25 protein-coding genes are annotated in these 26,634 nt (G+C 65.7%); 13 read left to right on the top strand and 12 right to left on the bottom strand.

What is annotated here, in order from left to right; all coding sequences use genetic code 11:
• The first annotated feature begins 22 nt into the window (after positions 1 to 22).
• The 7 genes from E3T39_RS00325 to E3T39_RS00295 all read left to right on the top strand — a co-directional run bounded on the left by E3T39_RS00325 (position 23) and on the right by E3T39_RS00295 (position 7,611).
• The gene (locus tag E3T39_RS00325; protein ID WP_134512785.1) at positions 23 to 550 is read left to right on the top strand and encodes a PadR family transcriptional regulator; all 528 of its coding nucleotides are present in this window, start codon (positions 23 to 25) and stop codon (positions 548 to 550) included.
• A complete protein-coding gene (locus E3T39_RS00320) occupies positions 547 to 1,230 on the top strand; it encodes an ABC transporter ATP-binding protein (RefSeq protein WP_134512784.1) in 684 nt (227 codons plus the stop codon). Before E3T39_RS00325 ends, E3T39_RS00320 begins: the two co-directional genes overlap by 4 nt.
• Positions 1,227 to 3,440 carry an FtsX-like permease family protein gene (locus E3T39_RS00315; RefSeq protein WP_134512783.1) on the top strand — a complete coding sequence of 738 codons (2,214 nt, stop codon included), beginning with the start codon at positions 1,227 to 1,229 and terminating at the stop codon, positions 3,438 to 3,440. The genes E3T39_RS00320 and E3T39_RS00315 overlap by 4 nt, the downstream gene beginning before the upstream one ends.
• A 23-nt stretch (positions 3,441 to 3,463) precedes the next feature.
• Positions 3,464 to 3,952, top strand: coding sequence for an ImmA/IrrE family metallo-endopeptidase (locus tag E3T39_RS00310; protein ID WP_166783993.1), 489 nt, complete (start codon positions 3,464 to 3,466; stop codon positions 3,950 to 3,952).
• Positions 3,949 to 4,932 (top strand): hypothetical protein, encoded by a 984-nt coding sequence (locus tag E3T39_RS00305; RefSeq protein WP_134512781.1) that lies wholly within the window; start codon positions 3,949 to 3,951, stop codon positions 4,930 to 4,932. The genes E3T39_RS00310 and E3T39_RS00305 overlap by 4 nt, the downstream gene beginning before the upstream one ends.
• A complete protein-coding gene (locus tag E3T39_RS00300; protein ID WP_166783992.1) occupies positions 4,929 to 6,143 on the top strand; it encodes an alpha/beta hydrolase family protein in 1,215 nt (404 codons plus the stop codon). The genes E3T39_RS00305 and E3T39_RS00300 overlap by 4 nt, the downstream gene beginning before the upstream one ends.
• 100 nt (positions 6,144 to 6,243) lie before the next feature.
• Positions 6,244 to 7,611, top strand: a complete 1,368-nt coding sequence (locus tag E3T39_RS00295; protein ID WP_134512779.1) for an NAD-dependent succinate-semialdehyde dehydrogenase — start codon at positions 6,244 to 6,246, stop codon at positions 7,609 to 7,611.
• Between the two features lie 173 nt (positions 7,612 to 7,784).
• Here E3T39_RS00295 and E3T39_RS00290 read toward each other — a convergent pair whose 3' ends face one another.
• On the bottom strand, positions 7,785 to 8,993 hold the full coding sequence (locus E3T39_RS00290; protein ID WP_134512778.1) for a globin domain-containing protein: 1,209 nt from the start codon (positions 8,991 to 8,993) through the stop codon (positions 7,785 to 7,787).
• Between the two features lie 87 nt (positions 8,994 to 9,080).
• Positions 9,081 to 10,673, bottom strand: a complete 1,593-nt coding sequence (locus E3T39_RS00285) for an AMP-binding protein (RefSeq protein WP_134512777.1) — start codon at positions 10,671 to 10,673, stop codon at positions 9,081 to 9,083.
• A 242-nt stretch (positions 10,674 to 10,915) separates the two neighbouring features.
• Between E3T39_RS00285 and E3T39_RS00280 the strand changes: the two genes are divergently transcribed.
• Entirely contained in the window at positions 10,916 to 11,662 is a 747-nt protein-coding gene (locus tag E3T39_RS00280) for a phosphonatase-like hydrolase (protein ID WP_134512776.1), read from the top strand.
• 2 nt (positions 11,663 to 11,664) lie between these two features.
• Positions 11,665 to 12,867: an alcohol dehydrogenase catalytic domain-containing protein gene (locus tag E3T39_RS00275; RefSeq protein WP_134512775.1), complete on the top strand. Its 1,203-nt coding sequence runs from the start codon at positions 11,665 to 11,667 to the stop codon at positions 12,865 to 12,867.
• Between the two features lie 42 nt (positions 12,868 to 12,909).
• On the opposite strand, the gene E3T39_RS00270 is transcribed toward E3T39_RS00275, so the two are convergent.
• Genes E3T39_RS00270 through kynA form a run of 7 tightly spaced genes read right to left on the bottom strand, consistent with a single transcriptional unit; the run spans position 12,910 to position 18,817 of the window.
• The gene (locus E3T39_RS00270) at positions 12,910 to 13,371 is read right to left on the bottom strand and encodes a DUF3817 domain-containing protein (RefSeq protein ID WP_134512774.1); all 462 of its coding nucleotides are present in this window, start codon (positions 13,369 to 13,371) and stop codon (positions 12,910 to 12,912) included.
• Between the two features lie 35 nt (positions 13,372 to 13,406).
• Complete coding sequence (locus E3T39_RS00265) at positions 13,407 to 14,696, bottom strand: MFS transporter (protein WP_134512773.1); 1,290 nt, start codon at positions 14,694 to 14,696, stop codon at positions 13,407 to 13,409.
• Positions 14,697 to 14,699: 3 nt separating this feature from the next.
• Positions 14,700 to 15,398, bottom strand: coding sequence for a phosphoribosylformylglycinamidine synthase subunit PurQ (purQ, locus tag E3T39_RS00260; RefSeq protein ID WP_134512772.1), 699 nt, complete (start codon positions 15,396 to 15,398; stop codon positions 14,700 to 14,702).
• Positions 15,398 to 15,682, bottom strand: coding sequence for a phosphoribosylformylglycinamidine synthase subunit PurS (locus tag E3T39_RS00255; RefSeq protein ID WP_134512771.1), 285 nt, complete (start codon positions 15,680 to 15,682; stop codon positions 15,398 to 15,400). Before E3T39_RS00255 ends, purQ begins: the two co-directional genes overlap by 1 nt.
• 53 nt (positions 15,683 to 15,735) lie before the next feature.
• Positions 15,736 to 17,070 carry a kynureninase gene (locus tag E3T39_RS00250; protein ID WP_241979421.1) on the bottom strand — a complete coding sequence of 445 codons (1,335 nt, stop codon included), beginning with the start codon at positions 17,068 to 17,070 and terminating at the stop codon, positions 15,736 to 15,738.
• On the bottom strand, positions 17,067 to 17,966 hold the full coding sequence (locus E3T39_RS00245) for an amidohydrolase family protein (RefSeq protein WP_134512770.1): 900 nt from the start codon (positions 17,964 to 17,966) through the stop codon (positions 17,067 to 17,069). The genes E3T39_RS00250 and E3T39_RS00245 overlap by 4 nt, the downstream gene beginning before the upstream one ends.
• Positions 17,963 to 18,817 (bottom strand): tryptophan 2,3-dioxygenase, encoded by an 855-nt coding sequence (kynA, locus tag E3T39_RS00240; protein WP_134512769.1) that lies wholly within the window; start codon positions 18,815 to 18,817, stop codon positions 17,963 to 17,965. Before kynA ends, E3T39_RS00245 begins: the two co-directional genes overlap by 4 nt.
• A 96-nt stretch (positions 18,818 to 18,913) precedes the next feature.
• On the opposite strand from kynA, the gene E3T39_RS00235 reads away from it, so the two are divergent.
• Positions 18,914 to 19,633, top strand: a complete 720-nt coding sequence (locus tag E3T39_RS00235) for a TetR/AcrR family transcriptional regulator (RefSeq protein ID WP_134512768.1) — start codon at positions 18,914 to 18,916, stop codon at positions 19,631 to 19,633.
• A gap of 4 nt (positions 19,634 to 19,637) precedes the next feature.
• Here E3T39_RS00235 and E3T39_RS00230 read toward each other — a convergent pair whose 3' ends face one another.
• From E3T39_RS00230 to E3T39_RS00220, 3 genes are all read right to left on the bottom strand, one after another.
• The gene (locus E3T39_RS00230; protein ID WP_134512856.1) at positions 19,638 to 20,480 is read right to left on the bottom strand and encodes a VOC family protein; all 843 of its coding nucleotides are present in this window, start codon (positions 20,478 to 20,480) and stop codon (positions 19,638 to 19,640) included.
• 136 nt (positions 20,481 to 20,616) lie between these two features.
• Positions 20,617 to 21,567 carry a phosphoribosylaminoimidazolesuccinocarboxamide synthase gene (locus tag E3T39_RS00225; protein ID WP_134512767.1) on the bottom strand — a complete coding sequence of 317 codons (951 nt, stop codon included), beginning with the start codon at positions 21,565 to 21,567 and terminating at the stop codon, positions 20,617 to 20,619.
• A gap of 14 nt (positions 21,568 to 21,581) precedes the next feature.
• Positions 21,582 to 22,283 (bottom strand): FadR/GntR family transcriptional regulator, encoded by a 702-nt coding sequence (locus tag E3T39_RS00220; protein WP_134512766.1) that lies wholly within the window; start codon positions 22,281 to 22,283, stop codon positions 21,582 to 21,584.
• A gap of 125 nt (positions 22,284 to 22,408) precedes the next feature.
• Here E3T39_RS00220 and E3T39_RS00215 point away from each other — a divergent pair, with 125 nt between their 5' ends.
• Genes E3T39_RS00215 through E3T39_RS00205 form a run of 3 tightly spaced genes read left to right on the top strand, consistent with a single transcriptional unit; the run spans position 22,409 to position 26,551 of the window.
• Positions 22,409 to 23,776, top strand: coding sequence for an SLC13 family permease (locus E3T39_RS00215; protein ID WP_134512765.1), 1,368 nt, complete (start codon positions 22,409 to 22,411; stop codon positions 23,774 to 23,776).
• 38 nt (positions 23,777 to 23,814) lie between these two features.
• A complete protein-coding gene (locus E3T39_RS00210) occupies positions 23,815 to 25,023 on the top strand; it encodes a CaiB/BaiF CoA transferase family protein (protein WP_134512764.1) in 1,209 nt (402 codons plus the stop codon).
• A 19-nt stretch (positions 25,024 to 25,042) separates the two neighbouring features.
• Positions 25,043 to 26,551 carry a carboxyl transferase domain-containing protein gene (locus E3T39_RS00205; protein ID WP_134512763.1) on the top strand — a complete coding sequence of 503 codons (1,509 nt, stop codon included), beginning with the start codon at positions 25,043 to 25,045 and terminating at the stop codon, positions 26,549 to 26,551.
• The last annotated feature ends 83 nt before the right edge of the window (positions 26,552 to 26,634 follow it).

The following is a 26,634-nucleotide window of genomic DNA, read 5'->3' as shown; positions in this document are numbered from 1 at the left end:
CACTGTGTGTATAGTTGGTGTCGTGGACAACTCATTGACGCTGCTCGGGTTGCTCAGCGTCGAACCGAGCTATGGCTACGACCTCAAGCACACCTACGATCGATTCTTCGGGGTGCGCAAGCCCCTCGCCTTCGGTCAGGTCTACGCGACCCTCGCGCGCATGACCCGCGATGGGCAGATTCTTGCGCTCGCCGACGAGGCCGGCGGCGGCCCCGACCGCAAGAAGTACGAAGTGACGGACCTTGGCCGGCAACGCGTTTCGCAGTGGATGTTCACCCCCGACGTCCCCTCAGAGACTTTGCAGAGCAACCTTTTTGCCAAGACCATCATTGCCCTTCTTGTCAACGACAATGCCGACCGACTCCTCGACGTGCAACGCACCGAACACCTCGCGCGGATGCGCGAACTCACCCGGGAAAAGCAGGGCGCGGATTTGATGCGGATGCTGCTCTGCGACCACGCGCTCTTCCACATTGAGGCCGATCTGCGCTGGATCGACCTGACTGCCGCCCGACTCACCCAACTGCGAAACGAGATTACGCTGCCATGACCGCCTTCATCCAGGCCAGGGGCCTGCGCAAGTCCTTCGGCACGACGGATGCCCTCCGCGGCATCGATCTCGACATCCACCGCGGCGAGGTCATCGCGGTGATGGGCCCGTCGGGCTCTGGCAAGTCGAGCCTGCTGCACTGCCTCGCCGGTGTACTGGTACCCGATAGCGGCACGGTAATCGTCGACGGTGTCACCGTTAGCGCCCTCAACGAGGCTCGCCGCTCGGCCCTGCGCCTGACCGAGTTCGGCTTCGTTTTTCAGTTTGGGCAGCTACTGCCCGACCTGACTGCGGTTGACAACGTCACCATCCCCCTATTACTCGGGGGTATGAAACGCAAGCAGGCGCTGAAGGAAGCACACGGATGGCTCGACCGCCTCGGCCTCGAGGCTGCCGCCGCCAGACTGCCCGGGGAGCTCTCCGGCGGCGAGGCGCAGCGCGTAGCCATCGCCCGGGCCCTCGTGGCGCATCCGTCGGTTCTCTTTGCGGATGAGCCCACCGGTTCCTTGGATTCCCTCGCCGCCGAGAACGTTCTGACCGCCATGCTCGAGCTCGTACGACAGGCGGGAACTACCCTGGTAATGATCACCCACGACCCTCGCACAGCGGCCTACGCCGACCGCGAGATCATCGTGCGTGATGGCCAGTTGGCCGCAACTGACCGAGTCGGAATTTCATGAATCCGAGCATCGTGCGTTTAGCCGTGGTCGGCAGCCGTGCCTCCTGGGGGCGGCTACTGGGTATCACTGCCGGTGTCGCGGTGGGTGTCACGCTCGCGCTCTTACTCTGGGGCGCCTACCAGGGTCTGGACGCCCGTGATGAGCGATCTAGCTGGATGAGCGCCTCCGGGGAGTACGTGGTCGGCGGCGACACGAGCCAGCGCGCGGTGACCGGCGACATGGCGTCGCTCGGCAATGACCGAGTGCTGCTGGCCCCCACGACCGACCGGCACGAGGGGGTGCGGATCTCACGCTTTGATGTCGCTGCACCGACAACGTCAGGCGTTACGATTCCGGACATCGCTGCCTTACCGCAGTCGGGGGAATACTACGCGTCGCCCGCGCTCATCGACCGCATTGCGCGGGTTCCAGCCGACGAGCTCGGAGACCGCTTCGGCACCCTCGCGGGCACCATTAGCGACTCTGGTCTCGCGAGCCCCGACTCGCTCGTTGCGGTTGTCGGTGCCGCTACGAGCGACCTGATCGAGCGCCCCACAGCCCAGATTGTGACCGGCTTCACGGGCCCGCCCTACCGTGCAAGCTCCAATTACCAAACCGTGGCGATCGTGGGCGCCATCGCCGTGCTGTTTCCGGTGCTGCTGCTGGTGAGCATCGTGACCGGGCTCGGCGCTGCCGCCCGGCGGGAGCGCTTCGCCACACTACGTCTGATCGGCGCCACCCCGCGCACGGTCGCCGCGATCGCCGCGATGGAGACGGCGGCCACCAGTTTCGTCGGCGCGCTGATCGGCGTGCTCATGGCCGCGCTGCTCGGCCCGGTTGCCGCGCTCGTTCGCGTCGACGACGGCGCGTTCTTTCCCGCGGACCTCGCCGTGACTCCGTTCGCGGCCGCCATGGTGGTGGCTTTGACCGTCGCGGCATCCGCGGCGACCGCGGGCTGGCGCATCCGTCGCGCGGGCATCGGGCCGCTCGGCCAGACGAAGCAGCCACAGGAGAAGACCCCATCACTGCTTCGCCTGCTGCCCCTCACCGGTGGACTTGGCCTGCTCACGGCCACGACCCTGGCCGTGCTCGCCGGACTACCAGTTCCGCGTGTGGGAACGCTGATCATCATCGGTTTCACCATTACCACCGTTGGTCTGCTCGTGGCGGGCCCGTACCTGACCCTGATTGCCGGCCGCATCATGGCGCGGCGCAGCGGAGCGGCGGCTGGAATCATCGCGGGCAACCGCATCCGTCGCACCCCCGTGGCCACGTTCCGCTCCGTGAGCGGCCTCGTGGTTGCCGTGTTCATGGTGAGCGTCTTCGCGGGCGCGGCGACAACCGCTGACGGGGGCGTGATCCCCGTCGCCGGGCCAGGATTACTTCCCGTCAGCACCCTTATCCAATACCTGGAGCCCACCTCAGACGCGGCCGACCCCGCCGAAACGGATGCAGAACTTGCGCGCCTCGCCGCAATCGCGGGCGTCACCGGGGTGGTCACCGTTTACAGGCTTGACTCGGGTCCCGACGCGGGCCGGCTCTTGCTCTCGGCGGATGCCGCGAAGGGCCTCGGCCTCGGGGCTGTTCCGTCCGCGCCCGTCGTCTCCGTCAATAGCGACGTTATGACAGGTGCGACCGCCGTGTTTACCGCGGCGGAAGTGACCGATATGGCAGCGCTCACGCCGAGCATTCTGCTGCTCGGCACCGACGGGTCAACGGCCGCGATTGAACGGGCACGAACGGCGTTGCAGGCGGGCGGGGTTTTTGCAACAGGATGGGCGCCCGCGGGTACCCGAACGGATCTCGCCGATGATCGACTGGAGTCCATGGCCGCGAGTTTCGCCACCCTCGCCTACCTGGGTATCGGCGTGGCGACGGTCATCGCCGGACTCTCACTTGCCATCGCCACCATTTCTGCCATGATCGACCGCCGGCGGATGCTCGCCCTGCTGCGGCTGCTGGGCATGAATTTCTCTGGCCTGCGCCGTATCATCACCCTCGAAGCGGCCGCACCGCTACTGTCGGTAATGGTCCTGTCGATCGGGCTGGGCTTTCTCGTTGCCGAACTCATCCTGGTAGGGCTGACCGACGGTGGCCGATCCGTTGGCTGGCCCGATCTGCGCTACCTCGGAGCGCTCACGGCCAGTGCGGTGCTCGCCCTTGCCGCGGTCGCCGCTGCGGCCAGTCGGCTGGGGAAAAACACGGATTTGGCCGCGATTCGCTACGAATGAACTACTGATGGAGGATGGATCTGATGCGAACGCGAGCTGACGAGTCGACCCCGGGGGATCACCGCAGTCCTCGGGAACAAGCCGTTGCCGCATTTACGGCATTGGTCCTCCCCGTCCGGGTGTCCATCCCGAGCATCGTGTCCCTCGTCGAACAGTCAAGAAAGACCCACATCTCAATCGCGTCCTCGTCGCTGCTAAATGGAACCGAAATTTGCGGACTCTGGCTGTCACGTGAAACCGACGATCTGATCTTCCACGTTGAAACGGATTCGGAACATCATCGGCAGCAGATTGTATGTCATGAGTTGGCGCACATGATCTTGCGCCATGACGAGGTGGCCAGCCCCACGTTGCACGGAATGCTCGGAACGGATGGTGCGGGAATCGCGTTCGGTCGCTCCGATTTTCGCGACGAGTTCGAGTTGGCTGCCGAGGCGCTGGCGGACCTCCTGACCAGTGCCATCCGCACCAGCACCAAGGAGCCCGCGGGCTTCGAAGGTGTTTTCGGATGATTCAATTGATCGTCGCCCTGGCCCTCTGGGGACTCGTGGGCGCGCTAATGATCGGTACCCGTCGACGCACTGATCAGAGCATTCTCTACGCCGCCGTTATGATTGCGGTCTCGCTGACCCTGAATATTGACGCGGTGTACTTCGCGGCAGATGGGCTTCTCGGGGGCCGTAACTATGCGGACCTGCCCGCAAACCTTCTACTTCTCCTGGGTGTCTATTTTCTGTCTCGAGCCATTCTGCGAGCGTCGTCGCCCAGCCGCGCGGACGCCACGGCCAGGCCGTTTCGGATCGGGGCGATCATCACGGCCAGCCTCATGGTGACGACCTTTGTTTTCATTGACGCGCCCACGACCTCGGGAACGTTCATGCAGGACTTCGGTAACCAACCCGCAGCTGCTGCCTACTCTCTGGTGCAATTCACCTATTTGGGCATCGTCGTGGCACTGACTGGAACGATTTGCCTGCGCTTTGCCGGACGCATGAGTACGCCGACTCGTCGACTCGGGTTCCGTATCGTGGGCGCCGGTTGTGGCGCGGCCGTTCTCACCGTGCTCAGCGTCGTGGGCATGGATCTTGCGCATGTCTTTGGAGCGATGTCGCTGCTGGCCCTGTTTGCGAGTGCCTACGATGTGCTGAACCTGGCCGCGATCCTGCTTCTCTGCTTCGGGTTGTCTCTCCCTCCGATTCTGGGCTGGGTCAGCAATGGGATCAACCGGCGAAAACTGCAGGCGGCTCTGCCCGACCTCACTCGCATTTGGGTCGACGTTTCTGCCCAACACATTGAGTTGGGCGATGAGTCTCACCCCAACGCACCAGGGTCGGTACCGCGCGACGTCGACACGGTTGTGCACCGCATGCTGGTCGAGATCCGGGACGCTCTTCTGTTCAACCCGACTGCTCGCGAGCGACTTACCGATAAAGATCTCGCGTTGCTCACAGCGACCGAGGCGCGCATCGGTGCGCAGCAGACATCCGCGTGAGACTCGGTTATCTGCTGCTCGCCGGCGGTCTGGCCGCTGGCGGTCTCGCCGCCGGTGGTCTCGCAGTCGCGAGTCTGGCCGTTGTCAGACAGATCGTGAGAACAAATGCGCCCCGACGCGAACGACTTCGTGTCCTCGCGGTCGATGATGTCTCGTCGTTGCCGAATACCGTGACCCTGCCGCTGAACGAGGCGACGCGGGCGCCGGGCCAGTACTCGATCTGGTTCGATTCCGGCCGCGGCTACGCACAGCTCGGGGGAATCCTCGCCGTTGATGAACGAGCCTCGACCGTCACGCGTGCGGTCGTCAACTCGCGCGGCGCACCGTTTCGAGCAGGCGTCTCGGCGCGGTGGAGCGGAGTCGTACCGTCGCGGGCAGGGGATGTCGGACTGCCGTTTCGCGCCGTCACCGTTCCGACCGAACTCGGTCCCGCGCCCGCTTACCGCTTCGACGCGCCGATCGACCGGCCACCGGCCTCAACGTGGGCGATTCACATCCACGGGCAGGGAGCGAGCAGGGCTGGCCCGCTGCGCGGTGTTCCGGTCGCGCACCGTGCCGGCCTCACGTCGCTCGTGGTCTCGTACCGGAACGACCACGAGGCCCCGAGCTCGCGCGATAGAAAGTCGATGCTGGGCCAAACCGAGTGGCGCGATATCGACGCGGCCCTCGAGTACGCCGTGGCCCACGGTGCCGAAAAGATAATTCTCGTTGGCTGGTCGATGGGCGCGACCATCGCTCTGCAGCTCACCCGGTCATCGCAGCATCGGAAGCGAATCGCTGGGCTGTGCCTCATCGCCCCTGTCGTGGATTGGCGGGCGACGATTCTCGCCGCCGGCCGTCGAGCGCGCGTGCCGGCTCCTGTGACTCGCGTGGCGTTGTGGGCACTGGAAAGCCCCGTGTGGCGACTGGCCACCGGCCTGCAGCAGTCGATGCGCCTCTCCGATCTCAACTGGATCGACAACGGCGCCGACCTCAACGTCCCAACGCTGGTACTGCACAGTTCCGGCGACCGCTCCGTTCCGATCGCCCTCTCGCAGGCGTTCGCGGATGTCCACACGGAGATGATCGAACTCGTCACGCTACCCCCGGCTCCGCACACACTCGAATGGAACAGGAGCCCCCACCTGTGGGAATCCGCCCTCTCCGATTGGCTGCATCGCCTACAGCTGCCGGTGAGTAAAAGACCAGCCCGTGGTGAAACCAGCGCCTAAACTCCACTCGTCTACTCAGCCTTGACAATTCCCGCGACCATGATTGGCTCGTATTACGCGATTTTCTCCGGAACAGTAGCCTCGTGAAAGGAAGTGGCTCATGAGCCACCATGCCGTTATCAACCCCGCCACAGGCGAGACCGTCAAGACATATCCCCAGATTTCGAAGGATGAACTCGAGCAGGCCATCGCATCGGCGGATGAGGCCCACATTGGGTGGTCTCGGAGTTCCTCAACAGACGAGCGGGCCGCGCTCCTGCGCAGGGTCGGCGATTTGCACGCCGAGCGTCGCGACAAGCTGGCGGCCATCATCGCGCGCGAGATGGGAAAGCCCGTCGACGAAGCGCTCGGCGAGGTCGACTATGCCGCCGACATCTACCGGTACTACGCCGACAACGCCCAGGAATTTCTGAAGGACGAACCAATTGCCCTTCTTAGCGGCGAGGGTTCCGCCTTCATGCGCTCCAAATCTCTCGGTGTGCTGATTGGAATCATGCCGTGGAATTTCCCGTACTACCAGGTCGCGCGCTTCGCCGGACCGAATCTCATGACCGGCAACACCATCATCCTCAAGCATGCGTCGCAGTGCCCGGAATCGGCCGCGGCGATTGAGCAAATATTCCAGGACGCAGGCTTCCCGGCTGGCGCCTACGTCAATGTGTATGCGGACAGCGAGCAGGTCGCCACGGTCATCGCCGACCCGCGGGTACAGGGTGTTTCCCTCACCGGTTCGGAGGGCGCCGGCGCGGCTGTTGCCGAGGTGGCCGGTCGCCACCTCAAGAAGGTCGTGCTGGAACTGGGCGGGTCAGACCCGTTCATCCTGCTGAGTACCGACGACATGGCCGCCACAGTGGATGCTGCCGTCGAAGGTCGCCTCCGCAATGGCGGGCAGGCCTGCGACGCCGCCAAGCGGTTCATCGTGATCGATGAACTTTATGATGAGTTCACGGAGAAGTTCACCGCCGCCTTCCTGGCGAACTCACCCGGCGACCCGACCGTTGACGGGACAGACTACGGCCCCCTTTCTTCCCTCGGAGCGGCCGAGCATCTCGAGGAGCAGGTGGAGCGCGCTGTCGCGCAGGGGGCGACCCTGGCGAGCACTGGCAAACGGTCTGGTTCCTTCTACCCGTCGGCCGTGCTCACCGATGTCACGCGGGACAACGACACGTACCACGAGGAGTTCTTCGGCCCCGTAGCGTTCGTCTATCGGGCAGGCTCAGAGGATGAAGCCGTTACCCTGGCGAATGACACTCCGTTCGGGCTGGGCTCCTACCTGTTCACGACCGATCCCGAGCAGGCACTGCGGGTCGCCGACCGGATCGAGGCCGGCATGGTCTACGTCAATCTGGTCGGCGCAGGCAGCGCGGAGCTGCCGTTCGGCGGGGTTAAGAGAAGCGGCTTCGGGCGCGAACTCGGACGCTACGGTGCCAGCGAATTCGTGAACAAGAAGCTCATCCGTATCGGCTGACCGATCGCCGACCTCGGCGGCCGACGCGGCGATTGCCGGTTGGCCGCCGATTTGGGGCGGCAGTGGCACCTCACCGCAGGGAGGCCGTCGTAAATCTCACCAACATCAACATCAACATCAACATCAACATCAACATCAACATCAACACTGACCCCGAAGCGCCGGGACACGCGTTAGGTGAAATCTGCCAGCCACAGGTCAGGGCCGAAGACCTCATATTGGATGTCCTTAGCGGGCACGCCCGCCGCGATCAAGCTGCTGCGCACGGCCTGCATGAAGACCAACGGGCCGCACAGGTAGTAGGCGGCATCGACGGGCAGCTCCACCGCGCTGATGTCCATGAAGCCGACCAATTCCCCGTCGGCCATTTGCGTGGGTTCGGCGGGGTCAGCGAACCAGGCCGTCATCGAAGCGTCGGGCAGTTTCGCCAGATCCTCCTCAATCTGCTGGCGCAGGGCGAAGGTGTCGGCGGCGTTGTCGGCGTGCCAGAACCGCACGGTGCGCTGAGATTTGGCCTGCACAAGGTGCGAGAGCATCCCCGCCATGGGGGTGACGCCGATTCCCGCACTGGCCAGCACGACGGGACGATCCGTGTATTCCAGGACCACGTCGCCGAAGGGGGCCGAGAGCACGACCTCATCGCCAACTTCGAATTGCGAGTGCAGCAAATTGGAGACCTCGCCGTCGGGCGTTTTCAAGCCGTGCACGCGCTTGACGGAGAATTGACGGTGCTCCCCGTCATCGGCTTTGGTCAGGCTGTACTGGCGAGGCTGGTGCACACCGTCGGGCATGAGCGCCTTCAGCGTCACATACTGCCCGGGCAGTGAGGGTTTCACGTCTCGTTCGTCGGTGCGCTCGACGACGAAGGTCACAACATCGTCGGTTTCCTGGATGCGCTCAACCACCCGCCAGGTGCGCCAGATCGTCTCTGGGGACAACTTCACGGCCCCGTAGAGGCCGCGTTCCTTATTGATGAGCACGTTGGCCATGATCCAGTAGACCTCGTCCCAGGCTGCGGCGACATCGTCGGTCACCGCGTCGCCGAGCACGTCGCCGATGGCCCACATGAAGTGGTCGTGCACGATTTGGTACTGGTCTGGGCGGAGCCCCAGGGACACATGTTTATGGGAGACGCGGGAGAGTAGGTGGTCGGGCAGCTCGTCAGGCTTTTCAACCAGGCTGGTCGCGAACGCCGCTATGGACCCGGCCAATGCCTGCTGCTGCCGGCCGTCGGCCTGGTTTCCCCGGTTGAATACCCCGTCGAGCAGCTCCGGGTGCTCGGCGAACATGTGCTCATAGAACCGCTGCGCGATTTCCTTGATGTTCGCGCCCACCACCGGCAACGTTGCGGTGATGACGGGCAGGGAAGTGTCAGAAAGCATGATAGGGCTCCAATACAGACGAACTGAAAACCAGGCTCACGGCCTCACCGAGGAGGGTAGCACCGGTGCCCGGATGCTGCGTGGTGGCTAAACCGCCGCTGCACGTTCCTGCGCGCGAAGATCCTTCCGCAGAATCTTGCCGGAGGCCGACTTTGGAATCACCTCGATAAATTCGACCGCGCGCACCTTCTTGTGCGGGGCGACCCGCTCGCCGACAAAGGCCATAATCTCCTCGGCCGTGACAGCAGACTCAGCCACGATGACGACGAAGGCCTTCGGTATCTCCTGGCCGTCGGCATCCGCTGCACCGATCACGGCCGCATCCTGGATGCGCGGGTGGGTGAGCAGCAGCGCTTCGAGTTCGGCCGGCGCTATCTGGTACCCCTTGTACTTGATCAGCTCCTTGCTACGGTCGACAATGGTCACCTCGCCGAGCGCGCTTACCGTGGCGATGTCGCCGGTGTGCAGAAACCCGTCGGCGTCGATGGTCTCGCGGGTGGCCTTCTCGTTATTGAGATAGCCGAGCATCACGTTCGGACCGCGCACCAGCAGTTCGCCCCGCTCGCTCACTCCGTTTTCTGGAGCCTCGATCTCCGCGCCGGTTTCGGTCGAGATGAGCTTGCAGTCCATGTTCGGCACCGTCACACCCACCGAGGCGCGCGACAGGTGCGGAGCATCGATCGGAATCAGGTGACTGACCGGGCTCACCTCCGTCATTCCGTAGCCCTGCAGAATGCGACAGTCCAGCCGGGCGGCGACGGCCGCGGCGAGGGCGCCGTCGAGCGGCGCTGCCCCGGAGAGGATGGTGTGCACGCTCGACAGGTCATATTTTTCGACCAGCGGATGCTTCGCCACGGCCACCGCGATCGGCGGCGCAATAAAAAGGTAGCTGCAGCGGTGGTCCTGGATCATGCGCAGAAATTCGACGAAGTCGAACTTCGCCATGGTGACGAGGGAGGCCCGCTGTTTGAAAGCGAGATTCAGCAGAACCGTCATTCCGTAGATGTGGTAAAACGGAAGAAGCGCGAGCACCCTGTCGTCCTGCACGACCCCGACCAGGTCGCGGGCCTGCTGCACGTTCGCGATGAGGTTGCGGTGGCTGAGCATAACGCCCTTGGGCGCTGCGGTTGTGCCAGAAGAGTAGGGCAGAACGGCCACGTGTGTGGCCGGGTCGATGGTTACGGCCGGCGCTGCGGCATCCGCTGCCAGCAAATCAGCGAGCGACGGATGCCCCGCCTCGCCATCGATGACCACGATGCGTTCGTCTGGAATGCCCGAAGCGTGCGCTGCGGCCTTGGCGCCCGGTAGCAGCGGCGAGACGGTGATGAGCCAGGTGGCGCCGGAGTCGTGGAGCTGGCGTTGGATGTCGTCGGGGGTGTAGAGCGAGTTGATGGTGGTGACGGTGGCGCCCGCGCGCAGGATGCCGTGGAAGACGGCCGTGAATTGAGGCGTGTTCGGGCAGAGCAGGCCAACGACCGTACCGGGACCGACGCCCTCTGCGGCAAGAGCACCAGCCACCCGCGTGATCTGATCGATCAGAGTGCGATAGCTGAGTTCCTCACCGCTGACCCCGTCGATGACGGCGGTGCGATCGAGTTCGGCCTCACTCAAATCGTCGAACAGGTAGTCGAAAATGCTGACGTCGGGAATCTCAACGGGCGCGTAGGGGCTCGTGAACACAGGGATCTCCTTTGATCGGGTGTGAGCTGCCCACGGTACCGCCCAGCGCTCGGGCGAAACTGTGCATGTGACCACAGTCACGCTCGTACAATTGCCGCCGCCCGTTCACGTGCCGGTTACCCGGTGCACCATCGTTGTTGGCGCGGCCTGCTTAACGTGGCTAAACGTACTGGCCTCGACTTGGGAAGGTTCATCGCAACCCTGTGCGATTCGCCCATCTCCCCCACCCTGAAAGGCACCCCATGAGCTCCGCACCTCTTTCCCTTGATCTCGATCTCGACGATTTTGGCACCGAAGACGTTGACGTTGAGCTCGTTGTCTTCGACATGGCCGGCACCACCGTGACCGACGACGGACTGGTCGAGCGGGCGTTCTTGCTCGCCGCCGAGCGCAGCGGATTGGCGGACACCGCCGATGAGCTCGCGGAGGCCGTCGAATTCGTGCGCGAGACCATGGGGCAGTCCAAACTTGATGTCTTTCGCGAACTGACCGACTCCGAAGAAGCGGCCGTCGCCGCGACGGCCGAGTTCGAAACCGCTTACGGTGAACTCGTCGAGCAGGTCGGGGTGACGGCGATCGCTGGTGCGGCCGACCTGTTCCAGGAACTACGGGACGCCGGGGTGAAGGTGGCGCTGGTGACCGGATTCTCCCGAGCGACGCAGGATGAACTCATCGACTCACTCGGTTGGGACGACCTCATCGACGTCAGCCTCTGCCCGGCTGAAGCCGGACGTGGCCGCCCCTATCCCGACCTGCCGCTCACCGCGCTGTTGCGCACCGGGGCGTCGAGTGTTGCCGCCATGGTTGTCGTCGGCGACACAGCGAGCGACATGCTCTCCGGCTTGAACGCCGGCGCCGGCCTGATCGTGGGAGTGCTGACCGGCACACACGACGCCGACACCCTCGAAGAGGCCGGGGCCGACGTCGTCATCGCGAGCGTCGCCGACCTCGCCGAACTGCTCGGCCTGCGTGAGGAGACGATGGAGTAGCCATGCCCGAACACGATCCAGTTGCTGAACAAGTGACGCTGCCAGCCCTCACCCTCGGAGTCGGGCGTGAGGTGGTGTTGCCGCGCGCCGCGGAGGCCATGGTCTGGTCGGGTGTTGGCCAGCCGCTCGCGTGCGTGGCGGTACCCGGCGTGCTGCTGCGGCCCGGTGATGTGCTGGTCGAAGTGGAATTGGCCACGGTCTGCGGCTCCGATGTCCACACAGTGCTCGGTCACCGTTCGGCCGCGAAACCGCTCGTGCTCGGCCACGAGCAGATCGGACGCATCGTCGCGATCGCCGAACGATCATATGCCGCAAATGGAATGCCCCTGCGGGTCGGGCAACGAGTGGTCTGGTCGGTCGCCGTGAGCTGCGGAACGTGCCCACGCTGCCGCCGTGGCGTGCCCCAGAAGTGCCTCGAGCTGGTCACCTACGGCCACGAACGGATGCAGCGGGGTTGGGAACTCAGCGGAGGTTTTGCCAGTCACGTGCAGGTGCGCGCCGGGACCGCGGTCGTGGTCGTCGACGAGCAGGTTCCCGCCACGGTACTGGCGCCGGCTTCCTGCGCGACCGCCACGGTTGTCGCGGCGCTGGGGGCGGCATCCGCTCTCGTGCCGCTGGCCGGAGCTACCGTGTTGGTGACCGGCGGGGGAATGCTGGGTGTCACGGCCTGCGCAATGGCCACGGATGCCGGGGCGCTCGTGCTCGTCAGCGACCCCGATGCGGCTCGCAGACGGCTTGCCCTCGCGTTCGGCGCCGCGGCGGTCGCGGACCCTCGGGCACCGCGCGATTCGCCGACCGGGGTTGCGAGCGTGCTCGCCGCGCTTCAGGATGCGGGTGCTGCCGAGCCGACGATCGCGCTCGAACTGAGCGGCGCCCGGATGGCCGTGCAAACGGCGATAGACCTGATCGGGACCGGCGGTGTGGTCGTGCTGGTCGGCAGCGTCTCACCCGGGGAGCCGGTGCTGCTCGACCCGGAGTCGATCGTGCGCCGCCTGATCACCGTGCGCGGCGTGCACAACTACACGCCGAGCGACCTGCAGCAAGCCGTGACGTATCTCAGCGGAGCGTGGCACCGGCATCCGTTCTCGGCCCTCGTCGGAACGACCTTTCCCCTCGAGAAAGCGGATGCCGCGCTCGCGCTGGCCGCCACCGCACGCCACCCCCGTGTCGGCATCACCCCGCAGCCGCCCGCGACGCTCGGCTGATTCACCCCGGGTGTTCGAAGAGGGGGTGCTCCAGCAAATGGGCTAGCTGGCGCCGCCGGGCGGGCCGATCGTGAGCAGAGTCGCCATAATCGACACCAGCGCGATGCCCATGATGCTGGCGAGCAGTACCGGTCGGGCCAGCATCCAGCGCAGCAGGGCGCTGAGTCGGGTGTGATCGCGGGGGTCACTCGTGCGCGTGGAGCGCCACCCTCCGCCGAGGGCCCCGCGGCGTTCGAGGGCCTGGTCGAATGGAATCGTCGCGAACGGAATGATCGCCGTGAGGCAGGCGAGCGCGATTAGCCGGGCCTTCCAGTGCTGGTTGACACCGATGAACACCGCCGTCATGCCGTAGGCGATGAAGACGAGACCGTGCAGGAACCCGCCAATCTGCACACCCCACTCACCGGCCTGTACAACGTATTTCAGCAGCATTCCGACGATCAGCAACGACCAGGTGATCGCCTCGGCAATGGAGACGAAGCGGTACAGCGAGCGGGGAGACACGGGAACACTCCAGAAGTCGACGGATAGGGCGGGCGCTATGCCCGAGGATGAGCCTGATCGTGTAGGCCAGTCACGTCCGGGTGAGGCTCAGGGTCAGCTGGACAGTTCGATCGCGGCCGATGTACGACCTTGGCCAGCACCGGAGCGAACAGCACCACGAGCAGGCCCGCCGCCGGAACAATGAGCAGGCCGAATCTAAGGGACGAGGCATCTGCTATCGCACCGACGAGCGGCGGCGACAGGAGAAATCCCACTCGCAGAAGCCAACTCACGATTGTGAGGCCCGTGCCGGGCTTGAACCCGGGGAGTTCATTGGCGGCATGCATCGCTGCCGGGATGAGCGTTGCTACACCCAGGCCGGCCAGGCCTAAGCCGATCACCGTTCCGACGATTGTCGGGAAGATCAGGGCAACGCCCATTCCGACGAAGACGATCACACCACCCGTGCGTGCCACTGCGCGCTGGCCGAATCGGTCCACCAGCCGGTCGCCGAAAATCCGCCCGACAAACTGCATCCCCTGCAGGGCGATGAAGCCGACACCAGCGATGAATGCCGATGCGCCGAGGGAATTCGACAGGTAGATCGCCGACCAGGAGCTTCCCGCATCTTCTACAACAGCGCCCGATGCTGCGATCAAAACCAGCGCGGCGAGGACCGCGTACTTTGCCAAAGATCCCATCGTGCGCCCGGCTGTTTTCGGTCGGCTGCTTTCCGGAGGCAGAAACGGGGTGACCTCGGAAGGTTCCGGACCATCCAGGAGCAACCGGTACGCAACGAGCGCCATGAGACTGAACAGAACGGCGGACGCGGTGAGGTGAGCGAACAGCGGGATGGCCAGTTGCGCCGCCAAGGCGCCGAGAATACCGCCGCACACCGCTCCGACGCTCCACACCGCGTGGAAGGAATTCAGGATCGACCGTTGGTAGAGGCGCTGCACTCGTAAACCGTGCGAGTTCTGCGCGACGTCGGTGATCGAATCCATCGCTCCGGCGAGAAAAAGGCCGGCGGCGAGGGCGACCCAGACGGGGGCGACTCCGGCCAGAAGTATTCCGATGGCTGTCAGTGCGGTGGCCACGATCGCCACTCGAGACGAGCGGAAGCGGCGAACCAGTACTCCGGCCGTCAACCCGGCGATGAGCGCCCCGAGGGGGAACGCGGCGACAGCGAAGCCAAACGCCGCGTTGGTCAGTTCGAGGTCGGCTTTGATCTCGGGGTACCGCGGCAAGAGATTGGAGAAGAGAGCCCCATTGGTGAAGAACAGCACCCCCACGCCGGTGCGAGCTCGACGCACACGGGTGGGGGGTTGCCGGGAGGGGCCTGGCATGGGCTAGCGCGCGACGAGCGCCCCGGCGATGACCGAGGTGAAGAAGGTGAGTCCGTCGACGCCGCTCGCCATGGCGTCGTCGGTGTCTGGTCCGAACCCGGCCTCGACGGCGTGCTCGGGGTGCGGCATGAGGCCCACGACATTGCCGCGGGCGTTGGTCACGCCGGCGATGTCGTTCAGCGAACCGTTCGGGTTGCCGCCGATGTAGCGGGCCACGATGCGGCCCTCGCCCTCGAGTGTCTTGAGGGTCTCGTCGGAGGCCATGAATGAGCCTTCGCCGTTCTTGAGTGGAATGACGATCTCGGCTTTGGCGGCGAACCCGGTCGTCCAGTCGCTCGCGTTGTTCTCGATGCGCAGGCCCTGGTCGCGGCAGATGAAGCGGCCCTGTTCGTTGCGGATGAGTCCGCCGTCAAGCAGGTGGGCCTCGGTGAGCATCTGGAATCCATTGCAGATTCCGAGCACGGGCATGCCCTTCTTCGCCGCGTCGATGACCTCGGTCATGATCGGCGAAAGGCTCGCGATGGCACCGGCCCGCAGATAGTCGCCGTAGCTGAACCCGCCCGGCAGCACGAGGGCATCGACACCGTGCAGGTCATGGTCGCCGTGCCAGAGGGCCACGGCGTCGGCGCCGGCCAGGCGAATCGCGCGCGCAGCGTCGCGATCATCGAGCGAGCCGGGAAAGGTGACGACGCCGATGCGCATCAGGCGACCGCTGACGAGGGGGCGTCCTGCACGTGGATGCCGACGACATCCTCGATCACGGAGTTGGACAGGACGGTGTCGGCGAGCTCGCGCACGGCGGCTAGGGCGTCGGCATCCGCTTCACCATCGATGGAAATCTCGAAGCGCTTGCCGACGCGCACGCCGGTGACGTTAGCCAGCGCTGACTGGGTCTGACCGAGGCGACCGAGGGCGCCGGCAACGGCCTTGCCCTGGGGGTCAAGCAACTCGGCCTTGGGCATTACTTCGACGACGATCGTTGGCACAGGGCACTCCGCATACAGTCTGGGGCTTATAGTCGTGGCAAATCCCTGCAATTCTACAGGCCGGGCCGACCGCGCTGGCCCGCCTCGGTGCCGGCCCACTCGGCTACGCCGCTCTGGCCGAGCAGAATGCCGCGCAATACGTCGCGCACGGCAGCCACCCCGTCGTAGGTCTCGACGAAGCTCGTGCTGAGCGGGGCGAGCCCGAGCCGCAGCCCGTTGGGTGACCGAAAATCCGGGATCACATCGTTGTCCCACAGAATCTTCGTGACCTGGCGCATAAGCGGATGGTTGATGGTCACGTGCCCGCCGCGATGGGTCTGCTCGCGCGGCGAGGCAACGGTGACCCCCATCGGCGCAAGCCAGTCATCAACGAGCGTGATCGCGAACTCGGTCAGTGCGACCGACTTGGCTCGTACAGACCCGATCGTGGCTTCGCCCAGCATGGCAATGGTGTCCTGCATGGCGAGCATGCCCAGCACGGCAGGCGTGCCGCTCATGAATCGACGGATGCCCGTGGCCGGCTGATACCCCGGCCCCATCTCGAAAATGGCTTGCGAACCCATCCAGCCCTGAATCGGCTGGGTCAGCACGGGCTGCAGGTCGCTTTTCACATAACCGAAGGCCGGAGCACCGGGGCCCCCGCTCAGGTATTTGTAGGAGCAGCCGACCGCGAGGTCCACGTCGCAGCGGTCGAGTTCGATCGGGACAGACCCGACCGAGTGGCTCAGGTCCCAGAGCACGAGGGCGTCGTGCTCGTGCGCGACGGCCGTGATGGCCCGCATGTCAGCGAGGTAGCCGGAACGGTAGGCCACGTGGCTGAGCAGCACGAGCGAGGTCTGCGGGCCGACGACGCTGCGCACCTGTTCGGCGGTGACACCGCCCTCGGTATCGGAATCGATCCAGCGGAGTGTCAGGCCGCGCTCGCGCGCGATGCCTTCCAGAACGTATCGGTCGGTGGGAAAGTTGTCGCTGTCGAGCACGATCTCGGTGCGGCGCGGCCGTGAATCCACGGCGGCCCTGGCCAGTTTGTAGAGCAGCACGGTGGTCGAGTCACCGACGAAAACCTGCCCGGGCTCGGCGCCGAGGCAGGCCAGGCCGAGGTCGTCACCGATCTGCAATGGCAGGTCCATCCACTGCTCGTCCCAGCCGCGAATGAGCCGGGTGCCCCAGTCGTGTTGCAGAAAGTCGGCGATGCGCTCGGCGCTGGCCCGCAGCGGGCGACCGAGCGAGTTGCCGTCGAGGTAGGAGCGTGGGTTGGCGGTCTCGACGTCGGCGTCGGTTCCCAGAAACCTGGCGCGATAGTGCGCCAGGCCGTCAATGCGGTCCATCCGCCGGGCAAAGGCGAGGGGGACGTCGAGGCCGGTCGCTTCGTTCATAGTGGGTGTCATGCGAGAACCTCGAGTTCGGGGCGGGTGAGGGCGCGAGCGGTGACGAGCCAGTCGGTGAAATCCCGCGGATCCTGCGGCCGCTCGCCCGGTATAAAGGTCACCCGATTATCGCCCAGGGTCAGGCCGAGCGGCGCCGGCGAGCAGAGCGCGGTCAGGACGTCGCCGGGGGACAGACCGACGCCGAGCAGCGCCGCGATTTCACGGGGGTTCAGCCCGAGCGGGAGTGGCCCGTTGCCGAGATCGGTACCGTACAGCACCCGGCCGCCGGCCGCGTGGAACCGACGTAGATTGTCGCTCGCAATCTCGAATGCGGGGGTGGGGCGACCCCAGCCGTGAATGTCCAGCGTGCTGATCCAGGTCATACGTGCGGCCATCGCCGTCACGAGATCGTCGGCGAGGTGCTCCGAGAAGGGCGTGTGGGCGAACGCATCCACTCCGGCCACAAACGCGCGATCGGCCTGCCGTGCACCCTCGGCGTGTGCGACGACCGGCAGCCTCAACTCGTGTGCGCGGCCGACGACCGCGGCCAGTGCCTCGGTGCCGAGCACCGGCCCGGCCAGCGAGTTCAGGGTGAGTTTTAGAACGGATGCTCCGGCCGCCGCCTGCAGATCGACCGCGACGGCGGCATCCGCTGCTGAGTCGACCGCACAGCTCCAGCCGGGCTCGGCCCACACTGCACGCGAGGGGTAGCCGCCGGAAGCAGTGATGAACTGGTGTGCGCATGCCAAATCGGGCAGAGAGGTGTTGAGACCGTCAGGCAGCCAGCCGCCGAGGTCGATCGCCCTGGCGACTCCACCACCGGGCAAAAGAGTCCCGTCGATCAGGGCGAGGTGCACGTGCGCGTCGAGAAAGCCCGGCAACACGGTGCCTCGACCAGCCAGAAAATGAGTGGTCACGCGCCGATCTCCGTGCGCACGGCGAACAGCTCCGGGAAAAAAGTGAGTTCGAGGGCTTTCTGCAGAAAGGCCGCGCCGCTCGACCCCCCGGTGCCGTGCTTCATACCGATGATGCGCTGCACCGTCTTGAGGTGGCGAAACCGCCAGAGCTGGAAGTTGTCCTCGAGGTCGACGAGTTCCTCGCAGGCCTCATAGGCGGCCCAGTGTTCGCTGGCGTTCTCGTAGATTCCACGAAAGGTTTGCACGAGCTCGGGGTGAAATGTCCAGGCCTCGGTCACGTCACGCTCGAGCACATCGGCCGGAATATGAAAGCCGGCCCGGTGCAAATAGCGCAGAAACTCGTCGTAGAGGCTGGGCGCTTCGAGCGTGGCGGTGAGCAGGGCGTGGGCGGGGACATCCGCTTCGAACACCGTGAGCATGCGGCGGTTCTTGTTGCCGAGCACAAACTCGACCGCGCGGTATTGATACGACTGGAACCCGCTGGAGTTGCCGAGAAAATGCCGAAACTGGGCATATTCGGTGGGCGTCAGGGTCGCGAGCACCGACCACTGCTCGGTGAGGGTGCGCTGAATATGCTTGACCCGGGCGATGCCCTTAAGGGCTGGCGCGAGCTGGTCCTGACGCAGTGCCTCGATGGCCGCTTGCAGTTCGTGGAGTACCAGCTTGAGCCAGAGCTCTGTGGTTTGATGCTGGATGATGAAGAGCAATTCATCGTGGTGTTCCGGAACGCTGACCGGCTTCTGCGCATCGAGCAGAGTGGGCAGGTCGAGGTAGGCCCCATAGCTCATCTTCTCTCGAAAATCCGTGACGATCTTGGGGTCGAATTCGCGAGTGTTGTTCTTGAGAGTCATCGGGTTCCGTTCGGCTTGTTCAAATTGTGCGCAGGTCGCAGCGGCGGGCGCAACACCAAGGCGAACCCTGCCGGTCAAAGTTCTAGACTGGAGCGCATGACCCCGCCGACCCGAAAGCCTCAGGATGGCGTGCCAACCCCGTCTGCATCCGAGAAGTCATCGCCCGTGCCGCCCCGTCGGCGCGACGCCCGCCTGAACCGTGACCGCCTCGTTGTGTCGGCGCGCGCCCAGTTCGCGCAGCACGGTATCGATGCCTCACTCGAGGAGATCGCGCGTCAGGCCGAGGTCGGCGTGGCGACCCTGTACCGCAACTTTCCGACCAGAGACGACCTGGTACGCGCGCTCTATGACCTTGCCCTCGCCGAACTGCACGCGGTGCGGGGGGAGATCGAAGCGGCGCCCAACCCGTGGGAGGCGCTCGTCATCTACACCGAACGGGTCGCCGAATGGCTCGTCGCTGAACCGGCGCTGCCGCCTATTTTGCGCCGCATGGCCCAGCTGGACCCGTCGGCGCGACCCGCCGCCGAGTTCGACGGCTTCATCGCGAGTCTCGTGGCCCGCGCGAAAAAGGATGGCACGCTGCGCCGCGACGTGGACGCGGTCGACCTCGCTGTGCTCGTCACCATGGTCGGATCGCTGGGCAGCCTCGGCGCCGGCTATGCCGGCCAATGGCGTCGCCAGCTCTCTATCGTGCTCGACGGCTTGCGTGCGGCCGATGCGCCCCGGCCCAAGCTGCCCGGCCGCCCGCTCAACGTCAAGGACTATCAGGCCACCGTGCACGGCCTCACCCGCCGCGCCGCCCGCGCCGCCCGCTGAGCGGTTACGGCGCCGCGACCGGTGTGGCAGCTTCCGCCGAGCGCACCCGGATGCGGTTGGCCCACGGGTCGTCAAATGCGAGGGTCTGCCCATCGTGACTGGTGTCGACTCTGTAGTGGGTCATCCGCTCGTTGAGGGCACCGATGTCATCGATACTGGGCACGATGATGCTGATCTCGCCGAGACCCAGCGCCAGGCGGCGCTTGCCGCTGCCCGAGCTCTCCCAGGTGTTCATGGCCATGTGGTGGTGGTAGCCGCCGGCCGAGACGAACAGGGCGGAGGGACCGAAGTTCGCGGTCGCCTCGAAGCCGAGACGGTTCACGTAGAACTCGCGAGCGCTCGCGACGTCTCCGACCGAGAGATGCACGTGGCCGACGATGGCGCGGCCCTCACTCGGCTCGGCCGACATATGCTCAGAGATGAACGCGTTCGGGTCGAGGTAGAGCGAGGCCATTTCAACCTGGCCGTGGGCCCAACTCCACAGGGTGCGGTCGCGGTCCCAGTACAACTCGATGCCGTTTCCCTCCGGGTCGGTGAAGTAGAAAGCCTGGCTGACCAGGTGATCGGCGCTGCCGGTGAACGTTCCGGGGGATTTCGTGCCGATCGAGTACACGGCGGCGGCGAGGTCGGCCTGCGTGTCGAACAGAATGGCCGTGTGGTACAGCCCAGCCGAGCGCGGTTCGGCGGCGGTGAGTTCGGGGGCGTGCTGCAGAATCACGAGCGGGGTCTGGCCGCGACCGAGCACGGCGACCGGTCCGTCGTGGCTCTGTAGCTCAAGCGTCACGACGTCTCGGTAATACGCGATCATGGCGTCGAGGTTGCCCACGCGCAGGGACACCGCGCCCATTCCGGTTTCGGCGGCCAGCAGGTCCTTCGCGGTAGGAGTCACGACAGAGGTAACTCGGGTGCCGCCCCGGCTATTCCGCGAGCGGGAGCGCATCCGTTCGCCCTGGTGTGCCGCGCGAACCGACTGGGTGGGGAGGTCAGGCGCCGGTGAGGCGCTCGAGCAGTTCGCGATAGCGGGCCGCGGTCTGCTCCACGATCTCGGCCGGCAGCTCGGGCGGGGCACCGGTACCGTCCCAGCGGGCGGCGAGCCAGTCGCGCACGATCTGCTTGTCGAAGCTGGCCATGCGCTCGTCGGGCGTCGTACCGGTGCGCCAGGCGTCGGCGTCCCAGTACCGACTGGAGTCGCTCGTGAGCACCTCGTCGGCGAGCACGGTCATGCCGGTCAGCCGGTCAGCGCCGAATTCAAACTTGGTGTCGGCGAGAATAACGCCGGCCTTCTCGGCAATCGCTCCGGCGGTGGCGAAAAGGGCGAGCGAGAGGTCGCGGAGCTCGGCGGCAATGCCCGGCCCGACGAGTTCGACCGTGCGTTCGAACGTGATGTTCTCGTCGTGCTGGCCCATTGGAGCCTTCCAAGCGGGGGTGTAGATGGGTTCCGGCAGCCGGTCGCCGTTCTGCAGACCGGCCGGCAGTGCGATGCCGCACACCGACTGGGACTGGACGTATTCCTTCCAGCCGCTGCCCGTGAGGTACCCGCGCACAACGCACTCGATCGGGTACATGTCGAGGGTGCGGCAGAGCATTGCCCGGCCGGCGACGGGCGCGGGGATGAGCTCGCGCACGGTGCTCCCCACCTGTTCGTGGTCGGCGACGAGGTGGTTGGGGATGCCGGTCAACCGGTCGAACCACCACAGGCTGAGGGTCGTGAGCAGCTCGCCCTTGCCCGGGATGCCCGGCTCCAGCACATGGTCGAACGCGCTCACTCGGTCGCTGGCGACCACGAGCACCCGGGAGGCGCTCACCAGGTCGGCCGGGGCATCCGTCCTGCCGTCGCTGGGAATATAGAGGTCTCGCACCTTGCCAGAGTAGGCATGAAGCCATCCCGGCAGATCGCGGGCGACGGATGCTGTGGGCTGGGCGGATTCGGTCACGCTTGTATTCTCTCTTACTTCAGCAGGGCAACGTCGGAGACGAGCTCGATGTGCGAGAGCATCGCCGCGCTCGCGGCCGCGACGTCCTGCGCCCGGATCGCCGCGGTGATCGTTTGGTGCGAGGCCAGGGACTGCTCGGGCCGGCCGGGCTGGGCCAGAGACTCCAATCTCGTTTCGAGAATCATCTCGGCGATGAACGTCATGAGCTGGGCGAGTACGGGGGAGTGGGCGGCAGCCGTGACGGCCTGGTGGAAGAGTTCGTCGCCGTGCGCGCCGCGGTCGCCGACCGCGATTTCCTCGGCCATGATCCGCACGGCGTTCTCGATCGCGGCCAGGTCGGCATCGGTTCGACGCAGCGCGGCGAGCTCGGCCAGCTTCACCTCCAGGGTGCTGCGGGCTTCCACGATTTCCGGCAGCCGGTTTCGGTGGTCGCGGAGTCCCTTGATCACCGTTGCGATGCTGGGCCGGTAGACGAGCACGGCGCCGGTGCCGTGCTGAACATCGATGACTCCGAGTACCTCGAGGGCGACGAGCGCCTGCGCCAGGGTGGCGCGCGAGACGCCGAGACGTTCCGCAAGATCGCGCTCGGCGGGCAGCAGGTCGCCTGGGCCCAGGTGAGCCGACTCGATATAGGAGAGAAGCTGCGCCACGAGCTGTTCGTACAGCCGTGGTTTCGACACTCGCGACAGGGGCTGGGGTTCTAATTCCTGGGCCACGCGTGTGCCTCCTCATCGAAGTGTGACCCTCAGGGTACACGGGCATTGACAAACTCACCTACTATCTAGGAGGCTAGTCCAGTGAGCCAATAGCCCACATTCGCTTGAATCATGGAGGAACAAGGATGTCCGCTCCCATCATCTCGATCATCATCCTGGCGGTGATGTTTCTAACCGCCACGCTACTTCCCGTCAACATGGGGGCGCTGGCTTTCGTCGGTGCTTTCCTGCTCGGCGCCGTCTTCCTCGGCATGGAGACCACCGACATTCTCGCCAATTTCCCCGGCGGGCTCTTCCTGACACTCGTCGGGGTCACATACCTCTTCGCGATCGCGCAGGGTAACGGCACGATCGACCTGCTCGTGCGCGGGTCGGTTCGACTTGTCGGTGGACGGGTCGCGCTCATCCCCTGGATCATGTTCATCATCACGGCCGTGATCACCGCCGTGGGTGCCCTGTCTCCGGCCGCGGTGGCCATCGTGGCGCCGATCGCGCTCGGTTTCGCCCGCAAGTACAAGATCAGCCCACTGCTCATGGGCATGATGGTGATTCACGGAGCGCAGGGCGGCGGATTCTCGCCCATCGCCGTCTACGGCGTGATCGTCAACAGCCTCATCTCGACCACGGGGCTCGACGCAAGCCCCACGGCGGTATTCCTGTCGAGCCTCATCTTCAACTTCCTGATCGCCGTCGTACTGTTCATCGTGCTCGGTGGCCGGGGGCTCCTCTCGAGCCGGGTCGGACACTTCGTGGAGCAGGCAGCCGAAGCTCGGATGGCGGTCAGCGTAGGCGCCAGGGCCGGTGGCGACGTGGCGTTCAAGGGCTTCGGTTCTGGTATCTACGGCCCCCGCGACCCTGCCGGTGACGGCGCACAAGAGACGCCGAGTCGTGCAGAACGCATTCCTCAGCTGATCACCATCGCCGGCCTCATCGCCCTGGCCGTCATCGCGCTCGGCTTCAAGGTTGATGTCGGCTTCGTGGCCATCACCATCGCCGTCATCCTCGCCCTGGTCTCGCCCGCGGCGCAGAAGGGTGCCGTCAACAAGATCAGCTGGTCGACCGTGCTGCTCATCTGCGGCATGCTCACCTTCGTGGGCGTCCTCGAAGAGGCCGGCACCATCGAGTACGTGTCGGATGCCGTAGCCAACCTGGGCATGCCCCTGCTGGCGGCGCTGCTGATTTGCTACATCGGCGCCATCGTCTCGGCGTTCGCCTCCTCCACCGCCATCCTGGCCGCCCTGATTCCACTCGCCGTGCCGTTCCTGGCCACCGGCGAAATCGGCGCGATCGGCGTGATCTGCGCCCTCGCCGTGGCATCGACCATCGTGGACGTGTCACCGTTCTCCACGAACGGTGCCCTCGTGCTGGCCAACGCCCCCGACGACGTCGACAAGGACCGCTTCTACAAGCAGATCCTGGCCTACAGCGGCATCGTCGTGGTGGCCGGCCCCGCCATCGCCTGGGCGGTGCTGGTCCTACCCGGCTGGCTGTAGACGCACACCGCATACCGCACATCGAGAGAGGACTGAATATGAGCACGGACACTCAGACCCGAGCGAAAGGTCCACTCGAGGGCTATCTGGTCGTTGACCTGAGCCGTGCCCTCGCCGGGCCGCACGCGAGCATGATGCTCGCCGACCTCGGGGCACGCGTCATCAAGGTGGAGAATCCCGGAATGGGAGACGATACCCGGGGCTGGGGTCCGCCGTTCGTCGGTCCCGACGACAACCTGCAATCGACGTATTTTCTCTCCTGCAACCGCAACAAGGAGTCGATCGCTCTCGATCTGAAGAGCGACGACGGCCGCGCGGTGCTGCGCGACCTGCTGCTGCGCGCCGACGTGGTGGTGGAGAACTTCCGCCCCGGTGTTCTGGACCGCCTCGGATTCTCGCCCGAGGCGATGCACGAACTCAACCCGTCGCTCGTCATCCTCTCGATCACCGGTTTCGGCCACGACGGCCCCGAGTCGAGCCGCAGCGGCTACGACCAGATTTTGCAGGGCGAAGCCGGCCTCATGTCGCTCACCGGATCCGGCCCCGACGACCCGCAGCGGGTGGGGGTGCCGATCGCCGACCTGCTGTCGGGCATGTACGGAGCCTTCGGGCTCCTCGCGGCCCTACTGCAGCGCGAGCGCACGGGGGAGGGGCAGATCGTTCGTACCTCGCTCCTGGCCGCGCTCGTGGGAGTGCACGCCTTTCAAGGCACCCGCGCCACGGTGGCGGGCGAAGTGCCAGAGGCCCAGGGCAACCACCATCCGTCGATCGCACCCTACGGCCTGTTCGCGTGTCGCGACGGCAGCGTGCAGATCAGCATCGGAAGTGAGAAGCTCTGGGCCACCTTCGCGGCCGAGTTCGGCCTCAATCCCGCCCAGGCCGAGTGGGCCACCAACGCGCACCGCGTGCGCAACCGGGAGAGCCTCAAGGCGGCGATAACGGATGTCTTCGCTCGGTTCGACGCCGCTCCGTTGTTGCAGAAGCTCGCGGAAGCCGGAATTCCGGCTGGGAAGGTGCGCTCACTGGATGAGGTCTATCAGTGGGATCAGGTGTTGTCGCAGGGGCTGTTGATCGACGTCGAGCATGACGTTCTCGGCAAGATCAGTCTTCCCGGCCCGCCGCTGCGGTTCTTCGGACCCGCCGACACCGCCGAGACTACCAACACCACGCACTCTGCTCCGCCGGTGCTCAACCAGCACGGCACCGAGATACGCGACTGGCTCAATCGCGCAGTGGAAGGGATCTAACGTGCAGAAGGAAAACGCGTTGACCGAACCGAAAACCCGCCACCTCAGCGCCGCCGAACTCATTGCGGTGGTACTCGACGACGGATCGTTCTCGAGCTGGGACCAGCCCGTGGTCGATCCCGACCCGGACGAGGCGTACCGGCTTGATTTGGCGAAGGCGCGGCAGAAGAGCGGCAGTGACGAATCCGTGCTGACGGGTGAGGGCCTGATCCGCGGGCGTCGGGTAGCGATCGTGGTGAGCGAGTTCGCTTTTCTGGCCGGCTCCATCGGGCTCTCCGCCGCGGACCGTATCGTCGACGCGATCGAGCGCGCCACCCGCGACGGGTTGCCGGTACTGGCCGGGCCGGCCTCCGGCGGTACCCGCATGCAGGAGGGCACACTCGCCTTTCTCTCCATGGTGAAGATCACCGCCGCCGTGCGGGCGCATCGCGAGGCGGGGCATCCGTATCTTGTCTACCTGCGGCACCCCACCACGGGCGGGGTCATGGCGTCGTGGGGATCGCTCGGGCACGTCACGGTGGCGGAGCCGGGCGCGCTGCTCGGGTTTCTGGGCCCGCGGGTGTACGAAGCGCTCTACGGAAAGAAGTTTCCGGAGAACGTGCAGGTCGCCGAAAACCTGTTCAACCAGGGCCTGATCGACGCCGTTGTTCCGCCCGAGCAGCTGCCGGAAATTGTCGACCGGGCGCTCACCATCCTCACCGGCACGGCGACCACCCCGGTAGCGGTCCCGGCGACCATGCAGGTGCGGCCCGTTCCTACTGGCGCGTGGGCATCCATTCAAATCTCGCGAAACCCGCGCCGGCCCGACCTGCGCCAGCTACTCGCCTACGGCGCCCACGACGTGTTGCCGCTCAACGGCACGGGCGAGGGCGAAAACGACCCGGGGCTCATGCTCGCCATGGCGCGATTCGGGCAGCAGAGCTGCATCGTTCTCGGCCACATCCGTCCGCGGCCGTCGCGAGACACCACGATGGGCCCGGGGTCGCTGCGCGAGGCCCGCCGAGGTATGCGCCTCGCCGAGGAGCTCGGCCTGCCGCTGCTCACCGTGATCGATACGGCCGGGGCGGCCCTGTCGAAGGAGTCAGAGGAGGGCGGGATGGCCGGTGAAATCGCCCGCTCCCTGCACGAGCTCATCGGCCTGCGGTCGGCCAGCGTGTCGGTCCTGCTCGGCCAGGGAGCCGGCGGTGGGGCACTCGCACTGTTACCGGCCGACCGCACCATTGCCGCGCAGCATTCCTGGCTGTCGCCGCTGCCGCCCGAGGGCGCGAGCGCCATCGTGCACCGCACGACGGAATTTGCCCCGGCCATGTCGGAAGCGCAGGGCGTGAACGTTGCGTCGCTCTTTGCCAAAGGGATCGTCGACCACATCGTCGACGAGCGCCCCGATGCAGCGGAGGAAGGTCGGGCATTCTGCCAGCGGATGGCGGCGGCCATCGAGTACGAGCTGTCCACGCTCGCGAGCGTGCCGGTAGACGAGCTGCTCACCCGCCGGGTGTCCAAGTTTCGGGCAATGGGCCGGCGCACCTAAACCACCGCTAGGGGATGGCATCGACGACAAATTTCTCGCCGAGCCGTGAGGTTGGGCCTTATCCTTCGCGAAAATGGGCTGAA

Origin of the sequence: Cryobacterium suzukii, from assembly GCF_004403185.1 — a bacterium.
In the GTDB taxonomy this organism is placed as follows: Bacteria; Actinomycetota; Actinomycetes; order Actinomycetales; family Microbacteriaceae; genus Cryobacterium; species Cryobacterium suzukii.
Note: the sequence above shows the minus strand (reverse complement) of the source record. Positions and strands in the feature narration are given on the sequence as shown.

Excerpts from the sequence above, each read along its gene's own strand:
- E3T39_RS00320 (WP_134512784.1), top strand. The coding sequence starts at position 547 with ATGACCGCCTTCATCCAGGCCAGGGGCCTGCGCAAGTCCTTCGGCACG.
- E3T39_RS00315 (WP_134512783.1), top strand. The coding sequence starts at position 1,227 with ATGAATCCGAGCATCGTGCGTTTAGCCGTGGTCGGCAGCCGTGCCTCC.
- E3T39_RS00310 (WP_166783993.1), top strand. The coding sequence starts at position 3,464 with ATGCGAACGCGAGCTGACGAGTCGACCCCGGGGGATCACCGCAGTCCT.
- E3T39_RS00305 (WP_134512781.1), top strand. The coding sequence starts at position 3,949 with ATGATTCAATTGATCGTCGCCCTGGCCCTCTGGGGACTCGTGGGCGCG.
- E3T39_RS00295 (WP_134512779.1), top strand. The coding sequence starts at position 6,244 with ATGAGCCACCATGCCGTTATCAACCCCGCCACAGGCGAGACCGTCAAG.
- E3T39_RS00290 (WP_134512778.1), bottom strand. The coding sequence starts at position 8,993 with ATGCTTTCTGACACTTCCCTGCCCGTCATCACCGCAACGTTGCCGGTG.
- E3T39_RS00280 (WP_134512776.1), top strand. The coding sequence starts at position 10,916 with ATGAGCTCCGCACCTCTTTCCCTTGATCTCGATCTCGACGATTTTGGC.
- E3T39_RS00275 (WP_134512775.1), top strand. The coding sequence starts at position 11,665 with ATGCCCGAACACGATCCAGTTGCTGAACAAGTGACGCTGCCAGCCCTC.
- E3T39_RS00265 (WP_134512773.1), bottom strand. The coding sequence starts at position 14,696 with ATGCCAGGCCCCTCCCGGCAACCCCCCACCCGTGTGCGTCGAGCTCGC.
- purQ (WP_134512772.1), bottom strand. The coding sequence starts at position 15,398 with ATGCGCATCGGCGTCGTCACCTTTCCCGGCTCGCTCGATGATCGCGAC.
- E3T39_RS00250 (WP_241979421.1), bottom strand. The coding sequence starts at position 17,070 with ATGACACCCACTATGAACGAAGCGACCGGCCTCGACGTCCCCCTCGCC.
- kynA (WP_134512769.1), bottom strand. The coding sequence starts at position 18,817 with ATGACTCTCAAGAACAACACTCGCGAATTCGACCCCAAGATCGTCACG.
- E3T39_RS00235 (WP_134512768.1), top strand. The coding sequence starts at position 18,914 with ATGACCCCGCCGACCCGAAAGCCTCAGGATGGCGTGCCAACCCCGTCT.
- E3T39_RS00230 (WP_134512856.1), bottom strand. The coding sequence starts at position 20,480 with ATGGGCGCGGTGTCCCTGCGCGTGGGCAACCTCGACGCCATGATCGCG.
- E3T39_RS00215 (WP_134512765.1), top strand. The coding sequence starts at position 22,409 with ATGTCCGCTCCCATCATCTCGATCATCATCCTGGCGGTGATGTTTCTA.
- E3T39_RS00210 (WP_134512764.1), top strand. The coding sequence starts at position 23,815 with ATGAGCACGGACACTCAGACCCGAGCGAAAGGTCCACTCGAGGGCTAT.